At 43.8% G+C, this 23,043-nt stretch carries 23 protein-coding genes and 1 other annotated feature; of the genes, 3 read left to right on the top strand and 20 right to left on the bottom strand.

From position 1 onward, the window contains the following. The first annotated feature begins 248 nt into the window (after positions 1–248). Positions 249–1,031 carry an HAD family hydrolase gene (locus BLR82_RS10970; protein ID WP_074599289.1) on the top strand — a complete coding sequence of 261 codons (783 nt, stop codon included), beginning with the start codon at positions 249–251 and terminating at the stop codon, positions 1,029–1,031. Between the two features lie 56 nt (positions 1,032–1,087). Here the strand turns inward: BLR82_RS10970 and serA are convergent, their stop codons facing one another. The 4 genes from serA to BLR82_RS10950 all read right to left on the bottom strand — a co-directional run bounded on the left by serA (position 1,088) and on the right by BLR82_RS10950 (position 5,910). After that, positions 1,088–2,674, bottom strand: coding sequence for a phosphoglycerate dehydrogenase (gene serA, locus BLR82_RS10965; protein WP_074599286.1), 1,587 nt, complete (start codon positions 2,672–2,674; stop codon positions 1,088–1,090). A gap of 40 nt (positions 2,675–2,714) precedes the next feature. After that, positions 2,715–3,869, bottom strand: a complete 1,155-nt coding sequence (locus tag BLR82_RS10960) for a pyridoxal-phosphate-dependent aminotransferase family protein (RefSeq protein WP_074599284.1) — start codon at positions 3,867–3,869, stop codon at positions 2,715–2,717. Between the two features lie 77 nt (positions 3,870–3,946). Beyond that, positions 3,947–4,169: a binding site (T-box leader), on the bottom strand. A gap of 236 nt (positions 4,170–4,405) precedes the next feature. Beyond that, entirely contained in the window at positions 4,406–4,864 is a 459-nt protein-coding gene (locus tag BLR82_RS10955) for an Hsp20/alpha crystallin family protein (RefSeq protein WP_083334820.1), read from the bottom strand. A gap of 122 nt (positions 4,865–4,986) precedes the next feature. Next, the gene (locus BLR82_RS10950; RefSeq protein WP_074599282.1) at positions 4,987–5,910 is read right to left on the bottom strand and encodes an AraC family transcriptional regulator; all 924 of its coding nucleotides are present in this window, start codon (positions 5,908–5,910) and stop codon (positions 4,987–4,989) included. Between the two features lie 125 nt (positions 5,911–6,035). On the opposite strand from BLR82_RS10950, the gene BLR82_RS10945 reads away from it, so the two are divergent. After that, positions 6,036–6,779 (top strand): SDR family oxidoreductase, encoded by a 744-nt coding sequence (locus BLR82_RS10945; RefSeq protein WP_074599280.1) that lies wholly within the window; start codon positions 6,036–6,038, stop codon positions 6,777–6,779. 54 nt (positions 6,780–6,833) lie between these two features. Here BLR82_RS10945 and BLR82_RS10940 read toward each other — a convergent pair whose 3' ends face one another. From BLR82_RS10940 to BLR82_RS10905, 8 genes are all read right to left on the bottom strand, one after another. After that, entirely contained in the window at positions 6,834–7,349 is a 516-nt protein-coding gene (locus tag BLR82_RS10940) for a type 2 periplasmic-binding domain-containing protein (protein WP_139186950.1), read from the bottom strand. Between the two features lie 373 nt (positions 7,350–7,722). Then, positions 7,723–7,953, bottom strand: coding sequence for a 30S ribosomal protein S18 (gene rpsR / locus BLR82_RS10935; protein ID WP_026568902.1), 231 nt, complete (start codon positions 7,951–7,953; stop codon positions 7,723–7,725). A gap of 53 nt (positions 7,954–8,006) precedes the next feature. After that, positions 8,007–8,477: a single-stranded DNA-binding protein gene (gene ssb / locus BLR82_RS10930; protein WP_074599276.1), complete on the bottom strand. Its 471-nt coding sequence runs from the start codon at positions 8,475–8,477 to the stop codon at positions 8,007–8,009. Between the two features lie 12 nt (positions 8,478–8,489). Continuing rightward, on the bottom strand, positions 8,490–8,780 hold the full coding sequence (rpsF, locus tag BLR82_RS10925) for a 30S ribosomal protein S6 (protein ID WP_074599274.1): 291 nt from the start codon (positions 8,778–8,780) through the stop codon (positions 8,490–8,492). Positions 8,781–8,942: 162 nt separating this feature from the next. After that, positions 8,943–10,043: a redox-regulated ATPase YchF gene (gene ychF / locus BLR82_RS10920; protein WP_074599271.1), complete on the bottom strand. Its 1,101-nt coding sequence runs from the start codon at positions 10,041–10,043 to the stop codon at positions 8,943–8,945. Between the two features lie 566 nt (positions 10,044–10,609). Further along, positions 10,610–10,813, bottom strand: coding sequence for a DUF951 domain-containing protein (locus BLR82_RS10915; protein ID WP_074599269.1), 204 nt, complete (start codon positions 10,811–10,813; stop codon positions 10,610–10,612). Positions 10,814–10,816: 3 nt separating this feature from the next. Then, positions 10,817–11,713 (bottom strand): mechanosensitive ion channel family protein, encoded by an 897-nt coding sequence (locus BLR82_RS10910; RefSeq protein ID WP_342721494.1) that lies wholly within the window; start codon positions 11,711–11,713, stop codon positions 10,817–10,819. Positions 11,714–11,757: 44 nt separating this feature from the next. Next, a complete protein-coding gene (locus BLR82_RS10905) occupies positions 11,758–12,777 on the bottom strand; it encodes a YkvI family membrane protein (RefSeq protein WP_074599264.1) in 1,020 nt (339 codons plus the stop codon). Positions 12,778–12,910: 133 nt separating this feature from the next. On the opposite strand from BLR82_RS10905, the gene yyaC reads away from it, so the two are divergent. Next, a complete protein-coding gene (gene yyaC, locus BLR82_RS10900) occupies positions 12,911–13,501 on the top strand; it encodes a spore protease YyaC (protein WP_074599262.1) in 591 nt (196 codons plus the stop codon). A 113-nt stretch (positions 13,502–13,614) separates the two neighbouring features. Here the strand turns inward: yyaC and BLR82_RS10895 are convergent, their stop codons facing one another. The 8 genes from BLR82_RS10895 to mnmE all read right to left on the bottom strand — a co-directional run bounded on the left by BLR82_RS10895 (position 13,615) and on the right by mnmE (position 22,977). Further along, the gene (locus BLR82_RS10895) at positions 13,615–14,328 is read right to left on the bottom strand and encodes a DUF554 domain-containing protein (protein ID WP_074599259.1); all 714 of its coding nucleotides are present in this window, start codon (positions 14,326–14,328) and stop codon (positions 13,615–13,617) included. Between the two features lie 125 nt (positions 14,329–14,453). Further along, positions 14,454–15,290, bottom strand: coding sequence for a ParB/RepB/Spo0J family partition protein (locus tag BLR82_RS10890; RefSeq protein ID WP_074599257.1), 837 nt, complete (start codon positions 15,288–15,290; stop codon positions 14,454–14,456). Next, positions 15,262–16,044 (bottom strand): ParA family protein, encoded by a 783-nt coding sequence (locus tag BLR82_RS10885; RefSeq protein WP_074599254.1) that lies wholly within the window; start codon positions 16,042–16,044, stop codon positions 15,262–15,264. The genes BLR82_RS10890 and BLR82_RS10885 overlap by 29 nt, the downstream gene beginning before the upstream one ends. Before the next feature lie 206 nt (positions 16,045–16,250). Beyond that, positions 16,251–17,114, bottom strand: coding sequence for a nucleoid occlusion protein (gene noc / locus BLR82_RS10880; protein WP_074599252.1), 864 nt, complete (start codon positions 17,112–17,114; stop codon positions 16,251–16,253). Between the two features lie 292 nt (positions 17,115–17,406). Continuing rightward, positions 17,407–18,453: an ATP-grasp domain-containing protein gene (locus tag BLR82_RS10875; RefSeq protein ID WP_074599250.1), complete on the bottom strand. Its 1,047-nt coding sequence runs from the start codon at positions 18,451–18,453 to the stop codon at positions 17,407–17,409. A 465-nt stretch (positions 18,454–18,918) separates the two neighbouring features. Beyond that, a complete protein-coding gene (gene rsmG, locus BLR82_RS10870; RefSeq protein WP_074599248.1) occupies positions 18,919–19,635 on the bottom strand; it encodes a 16S rRNA (guanine(527)-N(7))-methyltransferase RsmG in 717 nt (238 codons plus the stop codon). 26 nt (positions 19,636–19,661) lie between these two features. Next, positions 19,662–21,551 carry a tRNA uridine-5-carboxymethylaminomethyl(34) synthesis enzyme MnmG gene (gene mnmG, locus BLR82_RS10865; protein WP_074599246.1) on the bottom strand — a complete coding sequence of 630 codons (1,890 nt, stop codon included), beginning with the start codon at positions 21,549–21,551 and terminating at the stop codon, positions 19,662–19,664. A gap of 49 nt (positions 21,552–21,600) precedes the next feature. Then, entirely contained in the window at positions 21,601–22,977 is a 1,377-nt protein-coding gene (gene mnmE / locus BLR82_RS10860; RefSeq protein WP_074599244.1) for a tRNA uridine-5-carboxymethylaminomethyl(34) synthesis GTPase MnmE, read from the bottom strand. Positions 22,978–23,043 lie beyond the last annotated feature (66 nt).

Here is a 23,043-nt window from a genome sequence, read left to right as displayed (position 1 = left end):
CTCCTTGTTTAGCTCCGTAGCGGGATTCCTCCACCTAGGAGAGCGAAGAATCTGATTCATGTTGTACATGGCTATAGAGTTTTCCGCGGAAAGCACAGCGTATTTTCGTAAGGCCATGCTCCGACTCAATCAGGGGGTAGTGGGAAGACTTATTCAAGTTATGTCGCAGTTTCCATCAACAGTATAAAAACCTGACATACAACGAAGCCTGCAGACGAGGCTTAATAAACATTACAGGGGGAAAATGGATGTTGAAAGCAATCATGTTTGATTTGGACGATACGCTGCTTTGGGATAAAAGAAGTGTGGAGGAAGCGTTCAAAGCAACCTGTCTCACTGCAGCAAAAATATATAATATCGACCCGGGTCTTCTGGAAGAGAAAGTGCGCCAGCAGGCACGCGAACTTTATGCAGGCTATGAAACCTATTCCTTTACTAAAAACATCGGTATCAACCCATTTGAAGGGCTATGGGGCGAATTTACTGAGGATGAAGAAAACTTCCGGAAGATGAATAAACTGATGCCAACTTACCGGAAGCAAGCATGGACAAAAGGATTGGAAGCAGTAGGAATCGACGATCCTGATTTAGGTGTCCAGTTGGCCGAGCAGTTCCCCCAGGAAAGAAAGAATAGCCCTTTTACTTACGAAGAAACATTCCCTGTTCTCGATCAATTACACGGCAAGTATCAGTTATTGCTATTGACCAATGGCTCTCCCGATTTACAACAATCCAAACTGAAGTTGACACCAGAAATCGCTCCATACTTCGATCATATTGTTATTTCCGGACAATTTGGCAGCGGGAAACCCGATCCAACAATTTTCGAGCATGCATTAAAGCTGCTCTCCTTAGATAAGAATGAAGTCATCATGGTAGGCGATAATTTGTTAACCGACATTCTCGGCGCATCTCGTGCGGGGATTAAATCGGTCTGGATCAACAGGCATGGGAAAGAGACCGATGAGGTTGTACCAGACTATGAAATTTCCCACCTGGACGAGCTTGGGGGCGTATTGGCCAAACTATGAGAGACCTGTTGAAAAACAGGCGCAAAAGCAGTCTTACCTGCCTTGCGCCTGTTTTTTTATAAATCGATGGCTGTTACATCATATATATCTGTAAGCCCGGTTAACTGATTCAACCCTTCAGTTTCTAAATGTTTGTCAATGGTAAGCATCATGATGGCATCCCCACCGACATTGGATCTCCCAACCTGCATGGTCGCGATATTGATGTTCTGCTCTGCCAACAGGCTTCCGACTCTTCCGATTGCACCTGGCTGGTCTTTATGGTGGATGACGACCATGTGTCCCTGCGGGATGACATCGACGCTGTAATTGTCGACCTTGACAATTCTGGCACCAAGACCGTTCAGCAGTGTCCCGGATACTTGGCGGGTTCCCGACTTGGTCGTCACTTCGACGGTTAACAGATTGGTAAATCCTTTCGTCGAGGACGTTTTGTGTTCATTTATGGTGATCCCCTTGCGTTCCGCAAAGTATGTTGCGTTGACATCGTTGACATGGTCGCCCAAGTGGCGCTTCAGTAAACCTTTGACGGTGTTTCTTGTCAGTGGGGCCACATCGACTTCGGTCAAATCACCAGAATAATAGATATGCACTTCCTCCGTCACTTCCTGCGTCAAATCGGTCAGAAACAGACCCAGTTTTTCCGACAGTTCGAAGTACGGAGCGATTTTATTCATGATTTCTTTTGGAACGGACGGCAAATTGACTGGATTTTTAGCCAAACCGCCATTCAGGAACTGGACAACATCGCGGCTGACATCAATCGCCACGTTCTCCTGCGCTTCCACGGTACTGGCACCGAGATGGGGAGTGGCAATGACTTCGGGCAACTCCAACAGCTTATGGTCGCGGGCAGGCTCCTCTTCAAAAACATCCAATGCCGCTCCTGCCACTTTTCCTTCCCTTATCGCTTCATACAGAGCTTCTTCATCAATGATGCCGCCACGGGCACAATTGATGATTTGTACGCCGGTTTTCATTTTCTGAAACGCATCCCGGTTGATCAGATGCCTGGTTTCCTTGAGCAACGGGGTATGGACCGTAATAAAATCGGCCGCTTGCAGTACTTCTGGAAGTGTTCCGTATCCGATTCCCATTTTTTCTGCCTTTTCTTCTGTGAGGAACGGGTCATAAGCCATGATATTCATTCGCTGTCCCTTCGCGCGTGCTGCTACTTCCGCTCCGATTCTCCCGAGACCAACGATACCGAGTGTCTTGTTTTTCAACTCGACGCCTACATACTTTTTGCGTTCCCATTGTTTATGTTTCAACGCATAATATGCCTGGGGAATATTACGGGCCAGGGACATAAGCATCGCGATCGTATGCTCCGCTGCAGAGTTGGTATTGCCATCGGGTGCGTTGACCACGATGATTCCCTGCTCTGTGGCTGCATCCAAGTCAATATTGTCGACCCCAACACCGGCCCGCCCAATAATTTTCAATTTTTTTGCCTTCATAATGATTTCCCTTGTCACCTGTGTCTGGCTTCTGACCAAAAGGGCATCATAGTCACCGATTTTTTCAGCCAGAGACTCTGCGGTAAGATTGGTGTTGACGGTCACCTCGATGTTTTCTGCATCTCTCAATGGCTGGATACCTTCTTCACTTAAAGGATCACTGATTAAAACGTGAAATGCCATTCTTGAACCCCCTGTTCTTTATTCTTGCATCCATTCATCGCTACCTGCTTTCCTCTAAATACACCTGTTGTGCGGCCCTTGTTCCCGCACCTAAGTCGACGTTTTTACCAATCTGCTGGAGACCGATTTCTATTGAACCAATGATTTGCAGAACATCTGCCGGAGAACAGTAGCCCATATGGCCGATTCGGAAAATCTTTCCTTGCAGATGCTGCTGTCCACCTGCTATAGATAGGTTGAAGCTCTGTTTCACAGCTTTCCGCAAATCCTCCGCTGCAAAATCCTCCGGTTTTACTGCTGTTACTGTCGGGGATGCCGCATCATCACTTGTCAATAGCGGTATATCCAGCGCCCGAAAAGCTTGCCGGGTCATTTTCATCATCAGCCCATGTCTGTTATAGACATTTTCCAAGCCCTCTTCTTCGAAAAGATTCAGTACCTGATCCAATCCAAACAAAAGGGATAACCCAGGGGTGAACGGGGTAGCGTTTTTCTCCAGGCTATCCCTGTATTTGCGCAAGTCGAGATAAAAGCGCGGCTGCTTGTTGGAATCGATAACCTGCCAAGCCCGGTCACTGACGGAAATGAACGTCAATCCTGCCGGCAGCATCAATGCCTTCTGTGAACCGGTGACCAATACGTCAATTCCCCAGTCATCCATCCTGGTTTGCACTCCCCCGACACAGGAAACGCCGTCGACGATAACCAGGGCATCAGACGTATCCTGAACCACTTTGGCTATGTCCCTTATCGGATTGAGTATACCTGTCGACGTTTCGCAATAAGTGGCGAACACCGCTTTTATTCCAGAATGAGTTTCAAGAAACTGTTTCACGTCCTCAGGAGTGGCCGCGCTCCCCCACTCAACCTCCATGCGATGGGTTCTAATTTGATAGGCTTCGCAAATTTTAGCAAACCGGTCTCCAAAAGCACCGGTGACCACTACCAGGACTTCATCTCCCGGTTCGACGGTGTTCACTACGGCCGTCTCCAGTCCCGAAGTGCCGCTTCCGGTAACAATCATGACCTCTTGTTCCGTTCCAAACACCGGCTTCAGCCTTGGCCGGATTGTCGCGAGCAAATCCTTGGTTTCCTGTCCCCGATGTCCAATCATCGGTTGGGCCATCGCCCTCTCTACGCTGGGCGGTATTGGACTTGGGCCGGGAATTCTTAATATGTGCTGATCTGGTAACATGCTCTATCTCCTCTCATTTTTCGAGGTTTCGGGAAAATTTCCCATTAAAAAAAAACTTCCCGTCCCCTACATTTCTGGTAAGGGGCGAAAAGTTATCACTCTCGCGGTACCACCCTTTTTCACTGTTTTCCAACAGTCTTCATTGGCGCCATGCGTAACGGGCATGAAGCGGGCAGACCTACTAATGTTTCAGCTTGCCTATTCCGAAGTGCTATTCCATAACAGCAGCACTGGTTCCCACCGACCACCAGCTCTCTGAAGTCTGCCGATTACCGAACTTGTCTTCATCACCATATTTATGTAACAACTTGAATTTTTATTTATCATAGCAAATTTATCATTATTGTCAATATATTTCGTCAATTTAGTTTTCGTGCACAGCTTCCCAGTGATTCTGTTGTAAACGCTTTATGCACTGTGGTTATTGCGCTCTTCCTTGTGATATTTTCTTACAAAAAAGTTGCATAAATAATCATATTGTTTTTTATAAAAAGCACTTCAAATCGGAACTTCGACTTGAAGTGCTTGCCTCCTGCCTAGTCAATGTCGATTTGGTTGCTCGTTTTGGCCTCTTTTGGACCTCTGATGGTGAGCACACCATTTCTGTAGGCAGCCTTTGTTCTATTCTTCTTGATTGTGTACGGCAGCTGAATTACCCGCTCAACGCCTTCAATCATCCGCTCTCTACGGTAATAATTGTTGACATCGTTCGTCTCCTCTGTCTCGCGGTCATCGACTATCGCTATCTTCAGACGGTCCCCCATCGGTTCAATTTTGATATTTTCCTTGCTGACTCCCGGAATTTCCGCCTCTACCACCCACTCATTCGGTGTTTCATAAAGATCCACCGCGATGGACGTTTTTTTGAACATCGGTTGTTGAAAAAGCGAATCAATGGAGCTTAACAATCCATTATAGGGAGCACTTTTAAAATAATCTTCCATTTGGCTAAGCGGGTTATTTTTCCTTGGCTGTCGTCGGCTTTCTTCCTCCACACCAACTCCCCCTTTCCAATACTGATTTCTTTATGAATAGGATATGGAAAAGGGCCCGTGTTGGTATGGACGAATGTCACGGGTATAACAGCCTTTGTATGTTTACTATTCTGCTTAGATAATCACTTTTCTAAGGACTTTTGAAATCGAGCCACATCGGTTTTTGGCGGTAAACCGAATAATCTTGCGTATTCACGGTTGAATTGTGTAGGACTCTCGTAACCAACTTGAAAACCTGCATCAGCAGCCTCAGTAGTTTCCGTCAATAATAAATTGCGTGCTTCCTGCAGTCTTAACATTTTTTGATATTGCAGCGGAGTCATGGCCGTCACATTCTTAAAGTGCTGATGAAAGGAGGATGTGCTCATGTGTACCTGTTCAGCAAGCTCCTCTACTCTCAATGGTTCTTTAAAATCACGGTAAATCATTTGAATTGCCTCAGCGATGCGGTTTACGTTGGATCCGTTCTTGGCAAACTTAACGATGTGGCCGCCTTGCTTACTTTTTACTACTCGATAAAGAATTTCTCGGAGTATAAGGGGAGATAAAGGCTCGATATCTTCCGGAGTATCCAACAGCCCTACCAGGCGGGTTATCGCTTCCAACAACTGCGGTGTCGTTTCGTTCAATACGAGGCCACTAGGAGCCGCTGTTTTAGTCGGGTTCTGAAGCGGTGTAGTATTTAACAAATTGATTATCTCTTCAAGTTGAAAGCTGATTTGAATACATAGAAAGGGACTTTCGGTTTCTGCTTGAATAACCTGTCCGATGATTGGCAGATGGACAGAGGCAATTAAATATGACGTTGCATCGAACGGAAAACGGTTGCCAGCCAATGTGGCCATCTTCGCTCCCTGGACAATGACACAGATGGATGGTTCGTAAACTGTATGGATTGGTTCTCCCGCAGCCGACTGTCGGATAATGTTCAGCGAAGGAATCCTGGTAGGATGATCACCATCCACTACTGCCTGTTTATTAATCAATGAAATCAATTGCTCTTGATATTGGACAATACTATTCAGCGCTTTCGCTTCCCTTCCCATTTAGATAAGAGTAGCTTACCAAATAGTTGGAGAATTAGGCAATGATTTGCTAGTAACAGGCTACAGGTTTTAGTCGGCTTTTTATTAAAATGAATATCAGACATACAATAAGGAGTGATTCGTTTATGGCATTATCATTAACTGGAAAAGTAGCTTTAATTACGGGAGGTTCACGTGGAATAGGAGAAAAAACGGCTGTAAAGTTAGCTGCCGAAGGGGCAACAGTTGCGGTCAACTATGTTTCCAATAAAAATAAGGCGGAAGCAGTAGTTGAGCGAATCACTACTCAAGGAGGAAAGGCAATAACAGTACAAGGAAATATTGCCAACGTCGAAGATATCAAGCGAATTTTCTCGACAACATTAGAAGCATTTGGAAAGATTGATATCTTGATCAATAATGCCGGGGCAATGGTTACCAAACCTATTGATCAAATTACGGAAGAGGATTTTGACAGACTATTCGCCATTAATGTAAAGGGTACCTACTTTGCGATCAAAGAGGCATACCGATATTTAGAAGAAGATGGCCGCATCATCAACCTTTCCACCTCCGTTAACGGGAACATGATTCCCACTTATAGTTTATATGCGGGAACAAAAGGGGCAGTCGAACAATTCACACGCCAGCTGGCAAAGGAATTCGGTCCAAAGAATATCACCATCAATACTATTGCGCCCGGACCAACTGCCACAGAGTTATTTTTCGCAGGTAAAACGGAGGAACAAATAGAAATATACAAAAATAACAATGCCTTCCATCGCCTTGGAACTCCGGAAGATATTGGCGATGCCATCAGTTTGCTGTTAAGCCGGGAAGCATCATGGATTACCGGTCAAACGCTGCGGGTAAATGGTGGATTCATTTAAAAACAATTAAGCGGTCAGGCATCATGGGTAACCCATGATGCCTTTGTTTATGTGTTAATCATCCACCAAGTAGTCGTCATCAAGGTTACCACTGAATATAAAGGGGAGGACATCACCGTCTTCCAAAGTAATCGCCAGCTGTGTTTTAAAGGAATCCAGGTATATTTCGTTGAAATGGATTCCCGCCTTCCGTTCATTAGTGCCTGCCGGTATCTTGATATAGTCCGGATTTTCGGGATTTGTCTGCACCTCTCCGTCCTCTGTATCATCCACCGTCTTCGGTCCTTCATAGCCGCTCATCGGATATATATTTCCTTCCCCGTCCTCCAAATAGGTCGAATTTGAGGCATCATTATTCTCTTGTCTATCTGTCTCTATTATCACATCTTCGTCTGTATGGTTGCTGATTTCATAATAGAAAGTGGTCAGTTCATATTTTTGTCCTTGAAATTCTTCGACACGATCAAGTGTTACTTCTATCCCTTGCTTTTCTTTTGTGTCCGAATAAGCAAACGTTCCTGGAGAATCAGAATCACAAGCGCTAACGATGCTAACAATAAGGAGTATCACTATCATTGATTTTCGAATAAAAATTACCTCCCATAAACTCTTTTAAACAGCAAGCATGTTATTAGCAACAAGGGCTGACAGGATACATAATCTGTATTTTTATTTTTATGCGACCACTTACTATTCCTAGATTTATCAGGATGAAGAACTATAACCAGTGTGGTATGAATGTGTGATGTATGAATAATGCTCTAAAGGAATTATCCCTTACAGGAATCAATATTTTCGGTGAGGGAAACTAGCAACGGGGCTCAGAAAAAACTCATTTTTTATTCCCACTAATTAAATATAGTTACAGAATACCATAAATTAACTTCTCGATTATAATTTTATAAAAAAAGCCCTATGGATTGCTCCATAGGGCTCTTTCAACTTACTCGGTCACGTATGGCAATAGAGCCATTTGACGAGCACGCTTGATAGCTTTAGTCAATTTACGTTGATATTTTGCAGAAGTTCCTGTTACACGACGAGGAAGAATTTTTCCACGCTCAGAAACGAAACGTCTTAGCAAATCAACATCTTTATAGTCAATATGTGTAATGCCGTTAGCTGTGAAGTAACACACCTTACGACGCTTTGCACGACCACGACGAGCTGCCATAGGTATTACCTCCTTTTTATCTTGAGATTAAAAGTATCGCACTTTCAAGCTCATTAGAATGGTAAATCATCATCAGATATATCGATTGGTTCCCCATTATTGCTGAATGGGTCCTCTTCATTTTGTCTGGAAAATTCGTTGTTGTTTGATTGGTTCTGATTCTGTTGGTATCCTGGTGAACCTTGTCCTCCACCTTGTGAAGACCCTTTTGTTTCCAGGAATTGTACAGTATCGGCCACTATTTCGGTGACGAATACCCTTTTCCCATCCTGACCTTCAAAGTTGCGGGTTTGTACACGTCCATCTACGCCTACGAGGCTTCCTTTACTCATAAAGTTTGCCAGGTTTTCGGCGGCACGTCTCCATACCACACAGTTGATGAAATCAGCTTCCCTGTTTCCTTGCTGGTTAGAAAAAGGTCGATTGACAGCTAATGTGAAATTAGCCACAGCTACTCCATTTGGTGTATAGCGTAAGTCCGGATCCTTCGTCAACCTGCCGACAAGTACGACACGATTTAACATCAGAACCACTCCTTATTGGTCGTCTTCGCGAACTGCAATATGACGAATAATGTCATCAGAGAATTTCGCTTGACGATCGAATTCATTAATGGCGTTTTCATCGCCTTTAAAGTTGATTAGCACGTAGTATCCATCGCGATAATTGTTGATTTCATAAGCAAGGCGTTTCTTGCCTTTTTCATCAACTTTATCGATTTCCGCACCATTATCAGTAAGAATTTTGTTGAAACGCTCGACCAAAGCTGTTTGCGCTTCCTCTTCGATATCTGGGCGGACGATGTACATGATTTCATAATTTCTCATCCGTTTGCACCTCCTTTTGGACTTAACGGCCCCTTTTGTTGCAAAGGAGCAAGGAGTAATCATTAATTACTCACAATGTTGAATTATACCAAAGTCCTTAGCATTGTGCAAGTCCCTACTACAGGCTTGCACCTCATTCCAAAGAAAGACGAATTCCCCTGCTTACACATTGAAACGGAAATGGATAATATCTCCGTCCTTCACCAAATAGTCTTTACCTTCCAATCGAACCTTCCCTTTTTCTTTAGCTCCATTCATGGAACCAGCTTCCATTAAATCATCATACGAAACAGTTTCAGCTCTGATAAATCCTCTTTCAAAGTCAGTATGGATGATTCCTGCTGCCTGTGGTGCTTTGATCCCTTCTGTAAAGGTCCAGGCACGAACCTCCTGCTCACCTGCTGTGAAATAAGTCGCCAGTCCGAGCAGATTATACGTGGCTTTGATCAGTTGATCCAAACCGGATTCTTCAATGCCCAGCTCTTCAAGGAACATTTCTTTTTCCTCACCTTCCAGCTCGGCGATTTCCGATTCGACCTTGGCACTGATGACAATGACTTCCGCGTTTTCAGTAGCTGCAAATTCGCGGACGAGTTTCACGTTTTCATTATCGTCAGCATCCAGCAGTTCATCTTCTCCGACATTTGCCACATAAAGAATCGGCTTACTGGTCAACAGATGCAGCCCTTTCACCAGTTTTTGTTGTTCGTCGGAAAACTCTACTGCACGAGCTGGTTTTTCATCCTCTAGTGCATCTTTCAGCTTGCTTAATACATCAAACTCGGCAACTGCTTCCTTGTCTTTTTGTCTTGCCATTTTTTCGACACGCTGCAAGCGCTTTGTCACCGTCTCCAAATCTGCCAGAATCAATTCCAGATTAATGGTTTCGATATCGGAAATCGGGTCTACTGTTCCGGAAACATGGGTGATGTTCTCGTCCTGGAAACAGCGGACCACATGACAAATGGCGTCTACCTGCCGAATATGCGACAAGAATTGGTTCCCAAGTCCTTCCCCTTTACTTGCCCCTTTCACGATACCGGCAATATCGGTGAATTCAAAAGCTGTTGGTATCGTCTTTTTCGGCTTCACTAATTCTGTAAGTTTCGTCAACCGATAATCGGGGACTTCTACTATTCCTACGTTTGGATCTATTGTGCAAAATGGGTAATTTGCCGATTCAGCCCCTGCCTGTGTAATTGCATTAAACAACGTAGACTTTCCTACATTGGGCAAACCGACAATTCCTGCTGTCAATGCCATAAAAACTTCCACTCCTTAAGGATACCGCTCATATGAACGTTTCAGTCATACCAATTATAGATAGACTTGGCCGAAATGACAAGTTATCAAAATGACAAAACAAGGGAAATATCTCCCCTTGTTTTCCACCCTTTGGTACGTGATATTTAGTTTTGTAATCGTGCAAACTTAGTATTTTCAGAAATCATGCCTTTTTGGAGGCTCTTTTTACACGTAATCACTCTATAATCAGGCAGTTGAGAGAAACTGCGAACTAATGAAAATTTCCTTTTATAAGGATCTCACTCGTTCTAATGAATTTGCGTGTTAGTCCCGCGCTGCGGAAAACGCTCCATTCCGGAGCAGAACACGAAGACCCCTATGGGAACAGCACGCTTCCGAAGGGCCCCGTAAAGAAGCTTCCTTTGCGTCTGCGGAGGCTGAGACCGTACCTATGGAAAGTGAAGTATTCTGCCGCAACGAGATTTTACACTCATTTATCATCAGAATAAGAGAATTATTCCGCTGTTTATATAAACGACCATCGTTTATAACGCCAATTTTTGATTTGTTTCACGTGAAACAAATCATTCTGTTTCCTCCTGTCTTTCCAGTACTTTTTTCATTTTGCTATTGAACTTCTTTCGGGGAATCATCACGCTGTGGCCGCAGCCTTCGCACTTAATCCGGATATCCATGCCCATTCTGATGATCTTCCAGCGGTTTTCCCCACAAGGATGAGGTTTTTTCATTTGTACAACATCATTTAACTGATAGTCTTTTTCCTGCATCGTTTACTCCCCTCTTTCTCCTTGATTTTGATTGGACGATTCTTTGTCCCGGCTGTACATGACCATCCGTGGTAGTGGAATATCGATTCCATGTCGTTCCAGTCTTCCTTTGATTTCTCTTCTCAACACTCTTGCGATCATCCAGTGTTCCATCGGTACCACTTCCGCAATCACCCTTATTACGACATGGGAGGTTTCCATTGTCTGTACTCCTAACAATTCCGGGACCGTAATCATTTCCGGGTACTGTTCCGGAAGTTCCGGAAGCAGCTGCTCTATGATTCTTTCCGCAGTCGGAATGTCCGCTTCGTAAGGGATGTTGACATCCACGACGGCGATACTGTTGTGGATAGAATAGTTGGTCACCTGGTCGACACTTCCGTTAGGGACAATGTGCAATTCTCCTGTCCAGCTTAATATTTTCGTTGTTCTTAAGCCGATTTCTTCAACTGTCCCTTCTATCCCGGCAGTTTGTATATAATCGCCGACTGAAAATTGGTCCTCGAAAATGATAAAGAAGCCGGTAATCACGTCACGAACCAAGTTTTGGGTACCAAACCCGATGGCCAACCCGGCAACCCCCGCACCGGCCAGCAAGGCACCGATCGGAATGGTCATCGCGTCGAGAATCATGATGAAAGCGGTGAAATAGACTACATATGCCAACGTATTTTGCACCAGCTTTTTCAAGGTGTTTTCTCTTCGCTCGCTGATACGGAACGGCCCCCGCTCCCGTTTTCTGAAAATCCGGTTGATCAGGGAGGTTCCAATCCGGATGATGAGTGCAGAGATGATCAGAATCATGATGATTTGCAGGATCACATACCCTACTTGCATCCAAAATTCAGGTCCCATCAGCCTTTTCACCCATTCAGCCCACTCTTGTTGTATTTCTTCCACTTTTTGTCCTCCAAAATTGATGGTAGTAATTATTTTACCATTTTTCATTCGATTTTGTACCTATTTACGATTGGATAGACGATAATACATGACAATACGTAGAGATTGAGAACGCCATATAGTGGGTATAAGTATTCTATCAAGGTTGAGAAGCCTATCCTGGTCAGCGGCACCATCAGAAGTACAAGTACGGTGGCCAGCACCCAAAGCGGATAATGCAGTTTGTCTCTCACTCTGGTTACCAGGCCGAGTGTTCCGGAAACGGCAGTTGTGAAGATTGCCAGCCAGAGAAGTACCGAAATAAACAAGAACATGATGTATGGGTAATTTTTAAGTATTGCAAACAAAGGTATTTCATAGAGCAAAACTTCTTCGGATATTTGGACGAGGCTGTTGTTATAAACATAAGAAATCACCCCAAGTACAACACCGCTGCCGACACTTGCGATCCATATTTCTCCCCTGCCCTTCATTTCGTTGCCAATCGCTCCAAGTACGGCGATTAGCGGCAGAATATTAAGGGCGGTGAATGGAAAAGCTGCTGTCCAGTTTCTTTGTTTTGATATGTCTGGTATGAAGGATAGTTGCTGATGAAAAGAAAAGATGAGCAACGTTGCTAATAGACCGGTAATTAACAATGGCAGAATGAAACTATTCAAGGATAGGACGCCTTTTATATCCCAGATAAAAACGCCAATCAATGGCAAAACGATCGCTGTTATTCCCCACCAGTCCGGAAAACTGAAGGCATGCCAGGTAGCACCGCTTCCTGCCAGCATAATCACGGTTGTCGTAAACAAATAGACAATGATCATGCCGTCGTATAAAAATGATAGTTTTTTTCCGACGATCATTTGCAGGACTGGTAAATAATGAGTCGATTGGCTTTTATAACTGATCTGCAATACAACATAGCAACTAACCGAAAAAAGGATCGTGAACAACAGGATGGCTAGTCCACTTTCATGACCAAAAAATTGCCAAAGCTCTCGTCCCGATGCATACCCGGCTCCAATCATGGTGCCTACTATTAAAAACATCCATTTAAAACCTGCTTTCCACATACTGATCTGCCACCTTTTCACCCGGTCAATGTTTGCCAGGTTTTTTACTGGACCTTTATGTAACGCATTTACAGAGGTATAAAAGTATAAAAAATTCGTATACTAATACCAATATGTTTCTGGAGGAACAGCTATGAATCTAAAAAAGAGAATTTCCGGCAAAAAAGAAGGACGTTTCCATTATGAAGACGTGTTATTCTCCCAGAATATGCGGCAAGGTCTAGCAGAATTACTGCCGTTTTATACAAAGGAAATAGTTGTTGTTTGTATTGGCACGGATCGATCCACTGGAGACTCGTTGGGTCCTTTGACAGGTACTTTACTAAACGAAAAAGCAAATAAAAGATTATCTGTGTACGGCACCCTCTCAGACCCGATCCATGCCGTGAATCTGGAAGAGAAAATGGAAATGATTGAGGAACGGCATCCTAAAGCCTTTATTATTGCAATAGATGCCTGTCTGGGGCGGACAGACTCTATCGGCTCGATAATCTTATCCCCTGGACCATTAAAGCCGGGAGCGGCATTGAAAAAGCCCCTGCCGGATGTAGGAGATATCCACCTCACAGGAGTAGTCAATATCAGCGGTTATATGGAATTTTTAGTTTTACAAAACACGAGACTTAACATTGTGATGCAAATGGCAAGAAAAATAACCGATTCACTTCACCTTTTAGATTTAGAACTGGCAAAGAAACAAGCAGTACCTTTGCGGGTTAAATAAACAACGGAAACATGAAAAAAAACCGTCCTTCTCAATGGAGGACGGTTTGCATGCTGTTCCACTGCGCATGTCTTGTCGGCTAATTCGTATCATCGCTGTCTCCCGTATTTCATTTACCCTGTAATCAATCCATAAATATAGAACACAATACCTACAGTCACTAATGCAGGAAGCAGGTTAGCAACACGGATTTTAGTCAGCTTGAGCAGGTTCAGACCAATAGCAACAATCATCAGTCCCCCTACTGCCGTCATTTCAACGATAAATCCATCAAAAAATGCTTGAGGAAACCAACTATCAATCTGTGTTGCCAAAAGCGCGATTCCTCCTTCATAGAACAAAACAGGCAAAACAGAGAAGATCACGCCCAATCCCATTGTAGTAGTCAATACTAAAGCGACAAATCCATCTATGAATGCTTTCGTAATCAGCACACCATGGTCACCCCGTATCCCGCTGTCCAAAGCTCCGATAACAGACATGGCTCCGATGACAAATATCAAGGATGCAGTGATAAAGCCCTGAGCCACACTCGTCCTTCCTGTACCTTGTCTAGCAAACTTCCTTTCAATCCAGTAACCGGCATTGTTTAACTTTGTCTCAAGGTGCATTGCTTCCCCTGCAATAGCCCCTGTAAGAAGCCCTAACAGAACCACGACAATATTTTCGGATGTTAAGGCCATTTGCAGCCCAATCAATATGACTGCCAGACCGATTCCATGCATGACGGTTTCTTTATACCTTTCTGGTATGTTCGTAAAAAACAAACCGATAAGTGATCCTATAAGGATGCAGATTACGTTTACCATCGTCCCAAGCAAAACCATATGTTCATCTCCACTCTTTTCACTTGCGTTATGTTGCTTTGATTAACTATGTTTCATGTGAAACAAGATAAAAATAAGCCCGGCCGTTAGGATACATATCCTACTGGCCCAGGCCTTAGTGGCAGTTATTGAAACTTGCCAAGAATTCGATCTAAATCTTCATTCGAGAAAAATTCAATTTCTATTTTCCCTTTACGCTTGCCACGATGTATGGTGACGCCTGTCCCCAAGTGGTCACGCAACTGGCTTTCCCGCTCCGAAATAAATATATCTTTTTTCGGTTTTTCTTTTTTCTTCTGGGGTGTCTTTTCATTCAACTGAATAATCAGTTGTTCCACTTGCCGGACGTTTAAACCTTCTTTGCGGATTTTATCCACCAGTGGATTCAATTTTTGCTTATCCTTTAAGCCAAGCAAGGCTCGTCCATGTCCCATAGTCAGCTCTCCGTTGTTGATCAATGCGCTGATTTGATCAGGCAGGCTTAACAACCGGACTAAATTCGCAATGTGTGGTCTGCTTTTCCCCAATCTGCGAGCCAATTCTTCTTGCGTGATATTTAATTCTTTCATTAAGTTCGCATAAGCCGTGGCCTCTTCAATCGGGGACAAGTCTTCCCGCTGCAGGTTTTCCAACAGGGCAAGCTCCATCATCTTATCATCCGTTAGTTCTTTAATGATGACAGGAATTGTTTTTAAGCCTGCTTCTTTGGCAGCCCGGAAACGTCTTTCCCCGACCACAATTTCATAGCCTTTGATGCTTTTTCTAACAATTAACGGCTGGAGAATACCATACTCAAGAATAGAATCCTTTAATTCTTCAATCGCATCTGCATGGAATGTTTTCCTTGGCTGATATGGATTCGGCCTGCATTCTTTCACTGAAATTTCCTGAACAGATTCCTCTTCCTTTGTTTCCAACTCAGGAAAAAAAGCATTAATACCTTTCCCCAACCCTCTCGCCATTAGCGATCACTTCCTTTGCTAAGTCTAGATAAACATCTGCGCCTCTAGATTTTGGATCATAAATGATAATTGGTTGTCCATGGCTGGGCGCTTCTCCAAGCCTGATATTTCTTGGAATGATGGATTTATAAACTTTATCCTGAAAATACTTTTTGACCTCTTCAATAACCTGAATGCCCAAATTGGTTCTGGCATCAAGCATCGTCAATAACACACCTTCAATCATCAGTTCCTTATTCAAATGCTTTTGCACAAGTCTGATGGTGTTCAACAACTGACTTAGACCTTCCAGTGCATAATACTCACATTGTACAGGAATAAGGACAGTATCTGCTGCTGTCAGTGAGTTAATCGTCAATAATCCAAGGGATGGCGGGCAGTCAATAATCACATAATCATAATCATCCTTGACACTGTCGATTGCTTTTTTCAATCTGACTTCCCTGGAAATAGTCGGCACCAGCTCTATTTCAGCGCCGGCTAGTTGTATGGTTGCGGGTATGATATCTAAATTTTCTACGGTTGTAGGAACACATACTTTTTCAGCTTCTAAATCTTCCACCAGCACATTGTAGATGCACTGCTCCATATCTGCTTTATTTATTCCTACACCGCTCGTAGCGTTTCCTTGCGGGTCTATATCGACAAGCAGGACTTTATGGTTTAAGTATGCGAGACATGCACTAAGATTCACTGCTGATGTAGTTTTTCCTACGCCACCCTTTTGATTAGCAATGGCGATTACTTTTCCCATGGTGTCACCTACCTACTCTAAAACTTCTAACTCTTTTATTTTATCACTTATTTTACTCTATGAATGCGAAAAAAAGATAGTTTTTTAAAATGTTAGCATTTTGTAATCATCTTCACGAATTCCCGATCAACTTTCCAGCCCCTTGCAATGTTCCACGTGAAACGAAAGAGTGCTAAAAAACACCCATCTTTTAAAAAAAGATGGGACTAACCTTGGTTATTCTTTTTCGGTATTTTAATCGTAATTTGATAGTAATTTTCATGGTCTTCTTCATCGGTCTCTAAGTCGATACCGGTATCCGAAACCATGGTCAACGATTGGCGAATCGTATTCATCGCAATTCGCATATCTTTATTTACACCTTTAAGTTTTGCCTTCTTTTGTTTTGGCTTATCTTCAGAGAGTTTGGCTATCCGCTCTTCTGTTTGCTTGACGTTTAAATCCTTTTCCAGAATTTCAGCCAGAATTTTTTCCTGTTTCTCTGGATCTTTTAAAACAATTAAGGCACGGGCATGCCTTTCAGTAATATGTTTTTCAAGTAAAGCCTGTTGAACGGATTCAGGCAGTTTCAACAGACGCATTTTGTTGGCTACCGTCGATTGGCTTTTTCCCAAACGCTGCGCCAGCGCCTCCTGGGTAAGTCCATGCAGCTCCAATAAGCGCTGATAAGCCATCGCTTCCTCAATGACAGTCAGCTCTTCTCTTTGTAAATTTTCTATTAAGGCAACAGAGGCTGTTTCTGTATCGTTCATTTCTCTGATGATGGCAGGAACATTTTCCCATTGTAAGTATTGTACCGCCCGCCATCTTCTTTCTCCCGCGATTAGCTCGTACCCTTCTTCTTCCTTGTCCAGTTTGCGAACGACAATTGGTTGAATCATCCCATGTGTATGTATCGTTTGGGCTAATTCTTCAATCCTTTCTTGAGTGAAGATGGATCTCGGCTGATAGCGGTTCGGTTCTATTTGGTTGACAGGAATCTGGATTACTTCATCCGGATGATATTCCTCTTGGACTTCTGAGTCTGATTTATCACCTAAGCCAAATATACGACTGAACGGGTGTAACATAGTCAGACACACCACCTTTACTAAACGGTCATTGGCTATATGGTATCTCCCCTATTTTCTATGTTCCACGTGAAACATAGAAAAATAGAAAACAGAAAATGCGCTGCAGTGAGAAGCTGCTGCGCATTAATAGCCATTTCAGTTTCCAATTCTTATTTTATCATAGATTAGAGAAGAAAAGTATCGTTCTGAATTGTTTATTTTATAAAAATTGTCTGGTTTCCGGTTGCCTCTTCTTACAATACAGATAGAAAAGCCCGGACTGTTTCCAGCCCGGACTTTTCTGTTTCACTTAATCAGCTTGGTTATTCAGCTTTCCTTCATTGATTTTAGTAACCAGGTCATAACGGGCAAGCTCTACATCAGGAGTTGATGTCAGCCACTCAAAGTCAACCGGCTTTCCTGCTGCCAGAGCTATGAATGCCGCCGGGATGTCCGCTCCTGCTTCGTGTGAAAAAGCATAACCTCCGCCGAACCGCGGGTTGATGTCAATAATATAATAATCCTTTCCGTCATAAAACACATCGGTGTTCAAATAACCGTTATGCTTAAAGTGGTCGCCGATCTTCTTACCGATTTCCACCAAGGGTTTCTCTTGGCTGGTAATCGTGCGGTCTACATCTCCCCCACGCATGGCCAGCTGTTTTCTTGCCAGTGAAGTAAGGAATTTCCCTTCCAAGTCATTGACGATGTCTAGACTGTATTTTTCTCCTTCAATGACTTCCTGAATGATGACATTGTCTTCCGGATCCTTTTCTGTATCAAAACGGAGCGGAGACTGCTCTATTTTGTGGACTGCCAGTTGATAAGCAGATTTTAACTCTTCCATATTATTGACGACTTCTATCCCAATGGAAGCAGAGCCATTACGCGGTTTTACAATAAATGGAAAGTCACTCTTTCCATTATTAATGGCCGCTTGTACGTCCTCAATGGTAAAGTACGTATTCGGCGCCTTTAAACCGATTTCGCCCAGCAGTTCTTGATATCTCCCTTTATCCCTTACCTTTTTCACTACTTCATAGTCCGGGATGAATAACTTTACCCCCAGCTCATCAAAAGCAGCCTTGTTCTCTGCTAATTTCGGAACTTCCCAGTCATTCAACGGAATCAACATTTCAATTTCATCTTCCTTGCAAATGTCCAGGATCTTTTCAGCATATTTATCATCAGTCTGATGTGGAATAATATAGGAACGATCCGCTACCTGCAGCGATGGTGCGTTATAATCCGGGTCTGCAACAATCACATTCCCCAGGATCCCTGCTTCTTTTAGTGCTTCTTGAAAAAAACCGATAAAGTCTATTCTTCTCGCACCAGATGTCAGTAAAATGTTCATATTTGCTCCTCCAAATCGCTCTATTTTTCTGTTTTCAGTGAGTAGTTGTTATATCCCCCGATCAGTGGCGAGACAAACCTCTGTAATGAAATAGTTAACGAATTGTATTACTTTGGGATTCAAACCGATTTCTAAAAGATTCGGCGGCAAATTGATAAACCTCTACTCTTGATCCTAGAAGAAATGTGGCTTTGTCCTGCACAGCAGGGATAACTCTAATTGTAAAATACAAGATGCCATACATTCCATTCCGGCAAGATACCCCGCTTTCCGTGGGCAAGGTGTATGCTGGATGAACTTCGGAGTATTAATACCATTTCTACTATCCTCGAATGCTTTGACCGCCTCCTTATGTAAAATTTCTATTATTTATTCTCTATCATTAATAATTTAATCGATTATATACGTGACCCTGTGACCGCTTTATACACAAAAAAACTGTCCGCAACAAGCGGACAGTTTTTTTCAGGAAATAGGGGTTCTGTTCGGAATCCCTGGTTTTCTCGGGTATTTGTTCGGCGTTTTTCTTTTCTTTTTGATGACAGCGATATTCCGTTCGCCATTTTCACCAGGTAATTCAAACGTATGGGTGTCAATCGGTTCCCCGCCAAGCACTGTGATGGCAGCTCCTGCATCCGACATTTCCTCGGTTAATTGGGGACCCTTCATGGCAAGGAACGTTCCGCCTGTTTTACAAAGTGGCAGGCATAATTCTGCCAATACCGACATGCGGGCCACTGCCCTGGCAGTAACGACATCATACTGGGCGCGGAACTTATCGTTCTTCCCGAAGGTTTCCGCCCGGTCATGATAGAATGCCACATCGCTTACATCGAGTTGACCTGCCAGATGGTTCAAAAAGGTAATCCGCTTTTTCAACGAGTCGACGATGGTCACTTTCAATTCGGGAAAACATATTTTTAACGGCAGACTTGGAAAACCTGCGCCTGCCCCGACATCACAAACGTGGAGCGGACCGGTAAAGTCGTGGTAAAAAGCAGCGGAAATGGAATCAAAAAAATGCTTCGCATAAACCTCTTCCCGGTCTGTAATGGCAGTCAAATTCATTTTTTCATTCCATTCCACTAACGTTTTAAAATATGTGTCAAACTGATCAATTTGATGATCGTTTAACGTTATTCCATGTTTTTTTAATTCTGTTAGAAAGGTTTCCTGATTCATCGATAAATCCTTTCTTATCCTATATTTTATTGATTTGCCACACGGGAAACATTTCCTTGCTCGATATAGACAAGCAAGATAGAGACGTCAGCTGGATTGACTCCGGAAATCCGGGATGCCTGGCCGACAGACAATGGTTTGACGCGCTTCAGTTTTTCCCTTGCTTCCGTCGCTATACCGCCGATTGCATCGTAATCTATATCTTCCGGTATTTTCTTGTCTTCCATTTTTCTCATCCGCTCAACTTGTTGATTGGATTTGTCGATATAGCCTTGATACTTCGTCTGTATTTCTACTTGTTCTTTTACATCAGCCGGGAGCTCTTTATCTGCAGGCGTGACTTTCTCCAACAATTCGTACTTGATTTCCGGACGTTTCAACAGATCAGCAGCCTTGACTGCCTCTTTTAAGGCTGTACCGCCCGCTTCCTCGATTATCGCCTGCAACTCTGCTTCCGGTTTTAAGATAATTTTGGACAACCGTTTTCTTTCCTGTTCGATCAACTGCTTTTTCTCTGTAAACCGGTCGTAACGTTCCTGCTTGATAGTCCCCAGTTTATAACCGATTTCCGTCAACCGTAAATCTGCGTTATCATGACGCAGCAGCAATCGATATTCAGCCCGGGAGGTCAACAGACGGTAGGGCTCATTTGTACCTTTTGTCACCAAATCATCGATCATGACACCGATATAAGCTTGTGAACGGTCGAGAATCAAGGACTCCAAATCAAGCGCTTTGGCCGCCGCATTAATACCGGCCATAATGCCCTGTCCAGAGGCTTCTTCATAACCAGATGTACCATTGATTTGGCCTGCGGTGAACAACCCTGGGATGGTCTTTAGTTCCAGCGTCGGCCACAACTGAGTCGGTACGACTGCATCGTATTCAATTGCATAACCGGCCCGCATGATTTCCGCATTCTCCAAACCAGGAATGGTTTGCAGCATTTCTTTTTGAACGTATTCTGGAAGAGAAGTGGATAGCCCTTGGACGTACACTTCCTCGGTGTGCCTTCCTTCCGGTTCCAGGAAAATCTGGTGGCGCGGTTTATCGTGGAAGCGCACGACTTTGTCCTCAATAGACGGACAGTAGCGTGGTCCAGTACCTTTGATCATTCCTGAATACATGGCCGACAGACTTAAATTATCATCGATCACTTTATGAGTGAATTCATTTGTATAAGTGAGCCAGCAAGGAATTTGATCCGTAATAACATCCGTTGTTTCGTAAGAAAAACTTTGCGGGTTTTCATCACCTGGTTGAATTTCCGTTTTCGAGTAATCGATCGAATGGCTGTTCACACGTGGAGGAGTACCGGTCTTGAACCGTACGAGCTCGATCCCTAGTTCTTCTAAGTGCTCAGACAACGATACCGATGCACGTTGGTTATTCGGTCCGCTTTCATAGGATAAATCTCCGATAATCACTCTTCCGCGCATGAACGTGCCGGTCGTGATTACGACGGACTTCGCATAATACGCTGCTTTGGTTTCGGTGATAACCCCTTTGCATTCGCCGTCTTCGACGATTACTTTTTCGACCATTCCCTGTCTCATAGTCAGGTTTGCTTCATTTTCCAACATCTGTTTCATTTCCTGGATATACAGCGGTTTATCCGCTTGGGCTCGGAGTGCACGTACAGCCGGTCCTTTTCCAGTATTCAACATACGCATTTGAATGTACGTCTTATCAATAACTTGCCCCATTACACCACCCAAAGCATCGACTTCCCTGACAACTACACCCTTAGCAGGTCCGCCGACTGAAGGGTTGCAGGGCATAAAAGCGACCATGTCCAGATTCATCGAAAGCATCAACGTCTTTGCTCCCCGTCTGGCCGAAGCTATTGCAGCTTCGCATCCCGCATGGCCTGCTCCTACAACGATTACATCATAATGTCCAGCATCATATGTCATTTGCTGTCTCTCCTTTATAAAAAGCTGTTCGTTCCAGCTATCCTTTTCATTATTTACCTAAGCAGAATTGAGAAAACAATTGGTCGATCAAGCTTTCATGGACAGTGTCCCCGATTATCTCGCCAAGAATCTCCCACGTCCTCGTAACATCTATCTGGACTAAGTCTATCGGCATTTGATTTTCCATGCCTTCCATAGCATCAGATAATGCTTGCAATGCTTGTTTCAGCAACTGAATGTGCCTTACATTGGAAACGTAGGTCAGATCGCCTGCATCTAAATCCCCTTCGAAAAACGTCTCCGAAATTGCTTTTTCCAAGTCATCGATGCCTTTCTCTTCTATCAAAGCCGTTGTAATTACAGAATGATCTGCTGCTAATTCTTTTACTTTTTCTAAATTGATCTTTTGCGGCAAATCGGTTTTATTTACGATTACAACAACTTCCAGACCTTCTACCGCTTTAAATAAATTCAGATCCTCCTGGGTCAGTTCCTCTCCATGGTTGAGTACCAGCAGAATCAAATCCGATTCTTTCAGCACCTGGCGGGATTTTTCTACCCCGATCCGCTCGACGATATCTTCTGTTTCCCGGATTCCTGCTGTATCTACCAGACGCAAAGGTACTCCACGTACATTGACATATTCCTCGATTACATCTCGGGTCGTGCCCGGGACTTCGGTAACGATCGCTTTATTTTCGTGGACGAGCGCATTCATCAAAGAAGATTTGCCGACGTTCGGCCGACCGATGATAGCAGTCGACAAACCCTCACGCAAAATTTTGCCCTGCTTGGCAACTTCCAGCAGGCGCTCGATTTCACGATATACCTCTCTCGTTTTGCCGATCATCATTTGATGCGACATTTCTTCCACATCATCATATTCAGGATAATCGATATTCACTTCTACATGGGCGACCGTTTCCAACAGTTCCTGGCGAAGTTTTTGAATCAGCTGGGACAGACGACCATCCATTTGCTTGAGCGCAACGTTCATCGCCCTGTCAGTTTTTGCTCTGATCAAATCCATCACCGCTTCTGCCTGAGACAAATCGATTCGTCCATTCAGAAAGGCACGTTTCGTAAATTCCCCTGGCTCGGCAAGACGCGCACCTTGGGCAAGGACGATTTCGAGCAAGCGATTAACCGATACCAAGCCACCATGGCAGTTAATCTCCACGACATCTTCCCTGGTAAATGTTTTGGGTCCCTTCATAACCGTTACCATTACTTCTTCCGCTACTTGTTTGGTAGACGGATCAATGATTTTCCCGTAATGGATCGTATGGGAGTCAACGTCAATGAGGGATTTCCCGTCAAACAACTGGTTCGCAATCTCTATCGCTTCCGGCCCGCTCAATCGGACGATAGCGATGGCGCCCTCTCCGATCGGCGTCGATATCGCAGTAATTGTATCTGATTCCATTCGTTTCACCTCCAATAGTGCCAAAATGTATCTATATATAGTATCCACTAAAATTCCATTATCAAG

The sequence above is a fragment of the Sediminibacillus halophilus genome (genome assembly GCF_900103695.1).
GTDB classification, from domain to species: Bacteria; Bacillota; Bacilli; order Bacillales; family Amphibacillaceae; genus Sediminibacillus; species Sediminibacillus halophilus.
The sequence above is the reverse complement of the archived record's forward strand: the minus strand, read 5'-3'. Positions and strand labels throughout refer to the sequence as shown.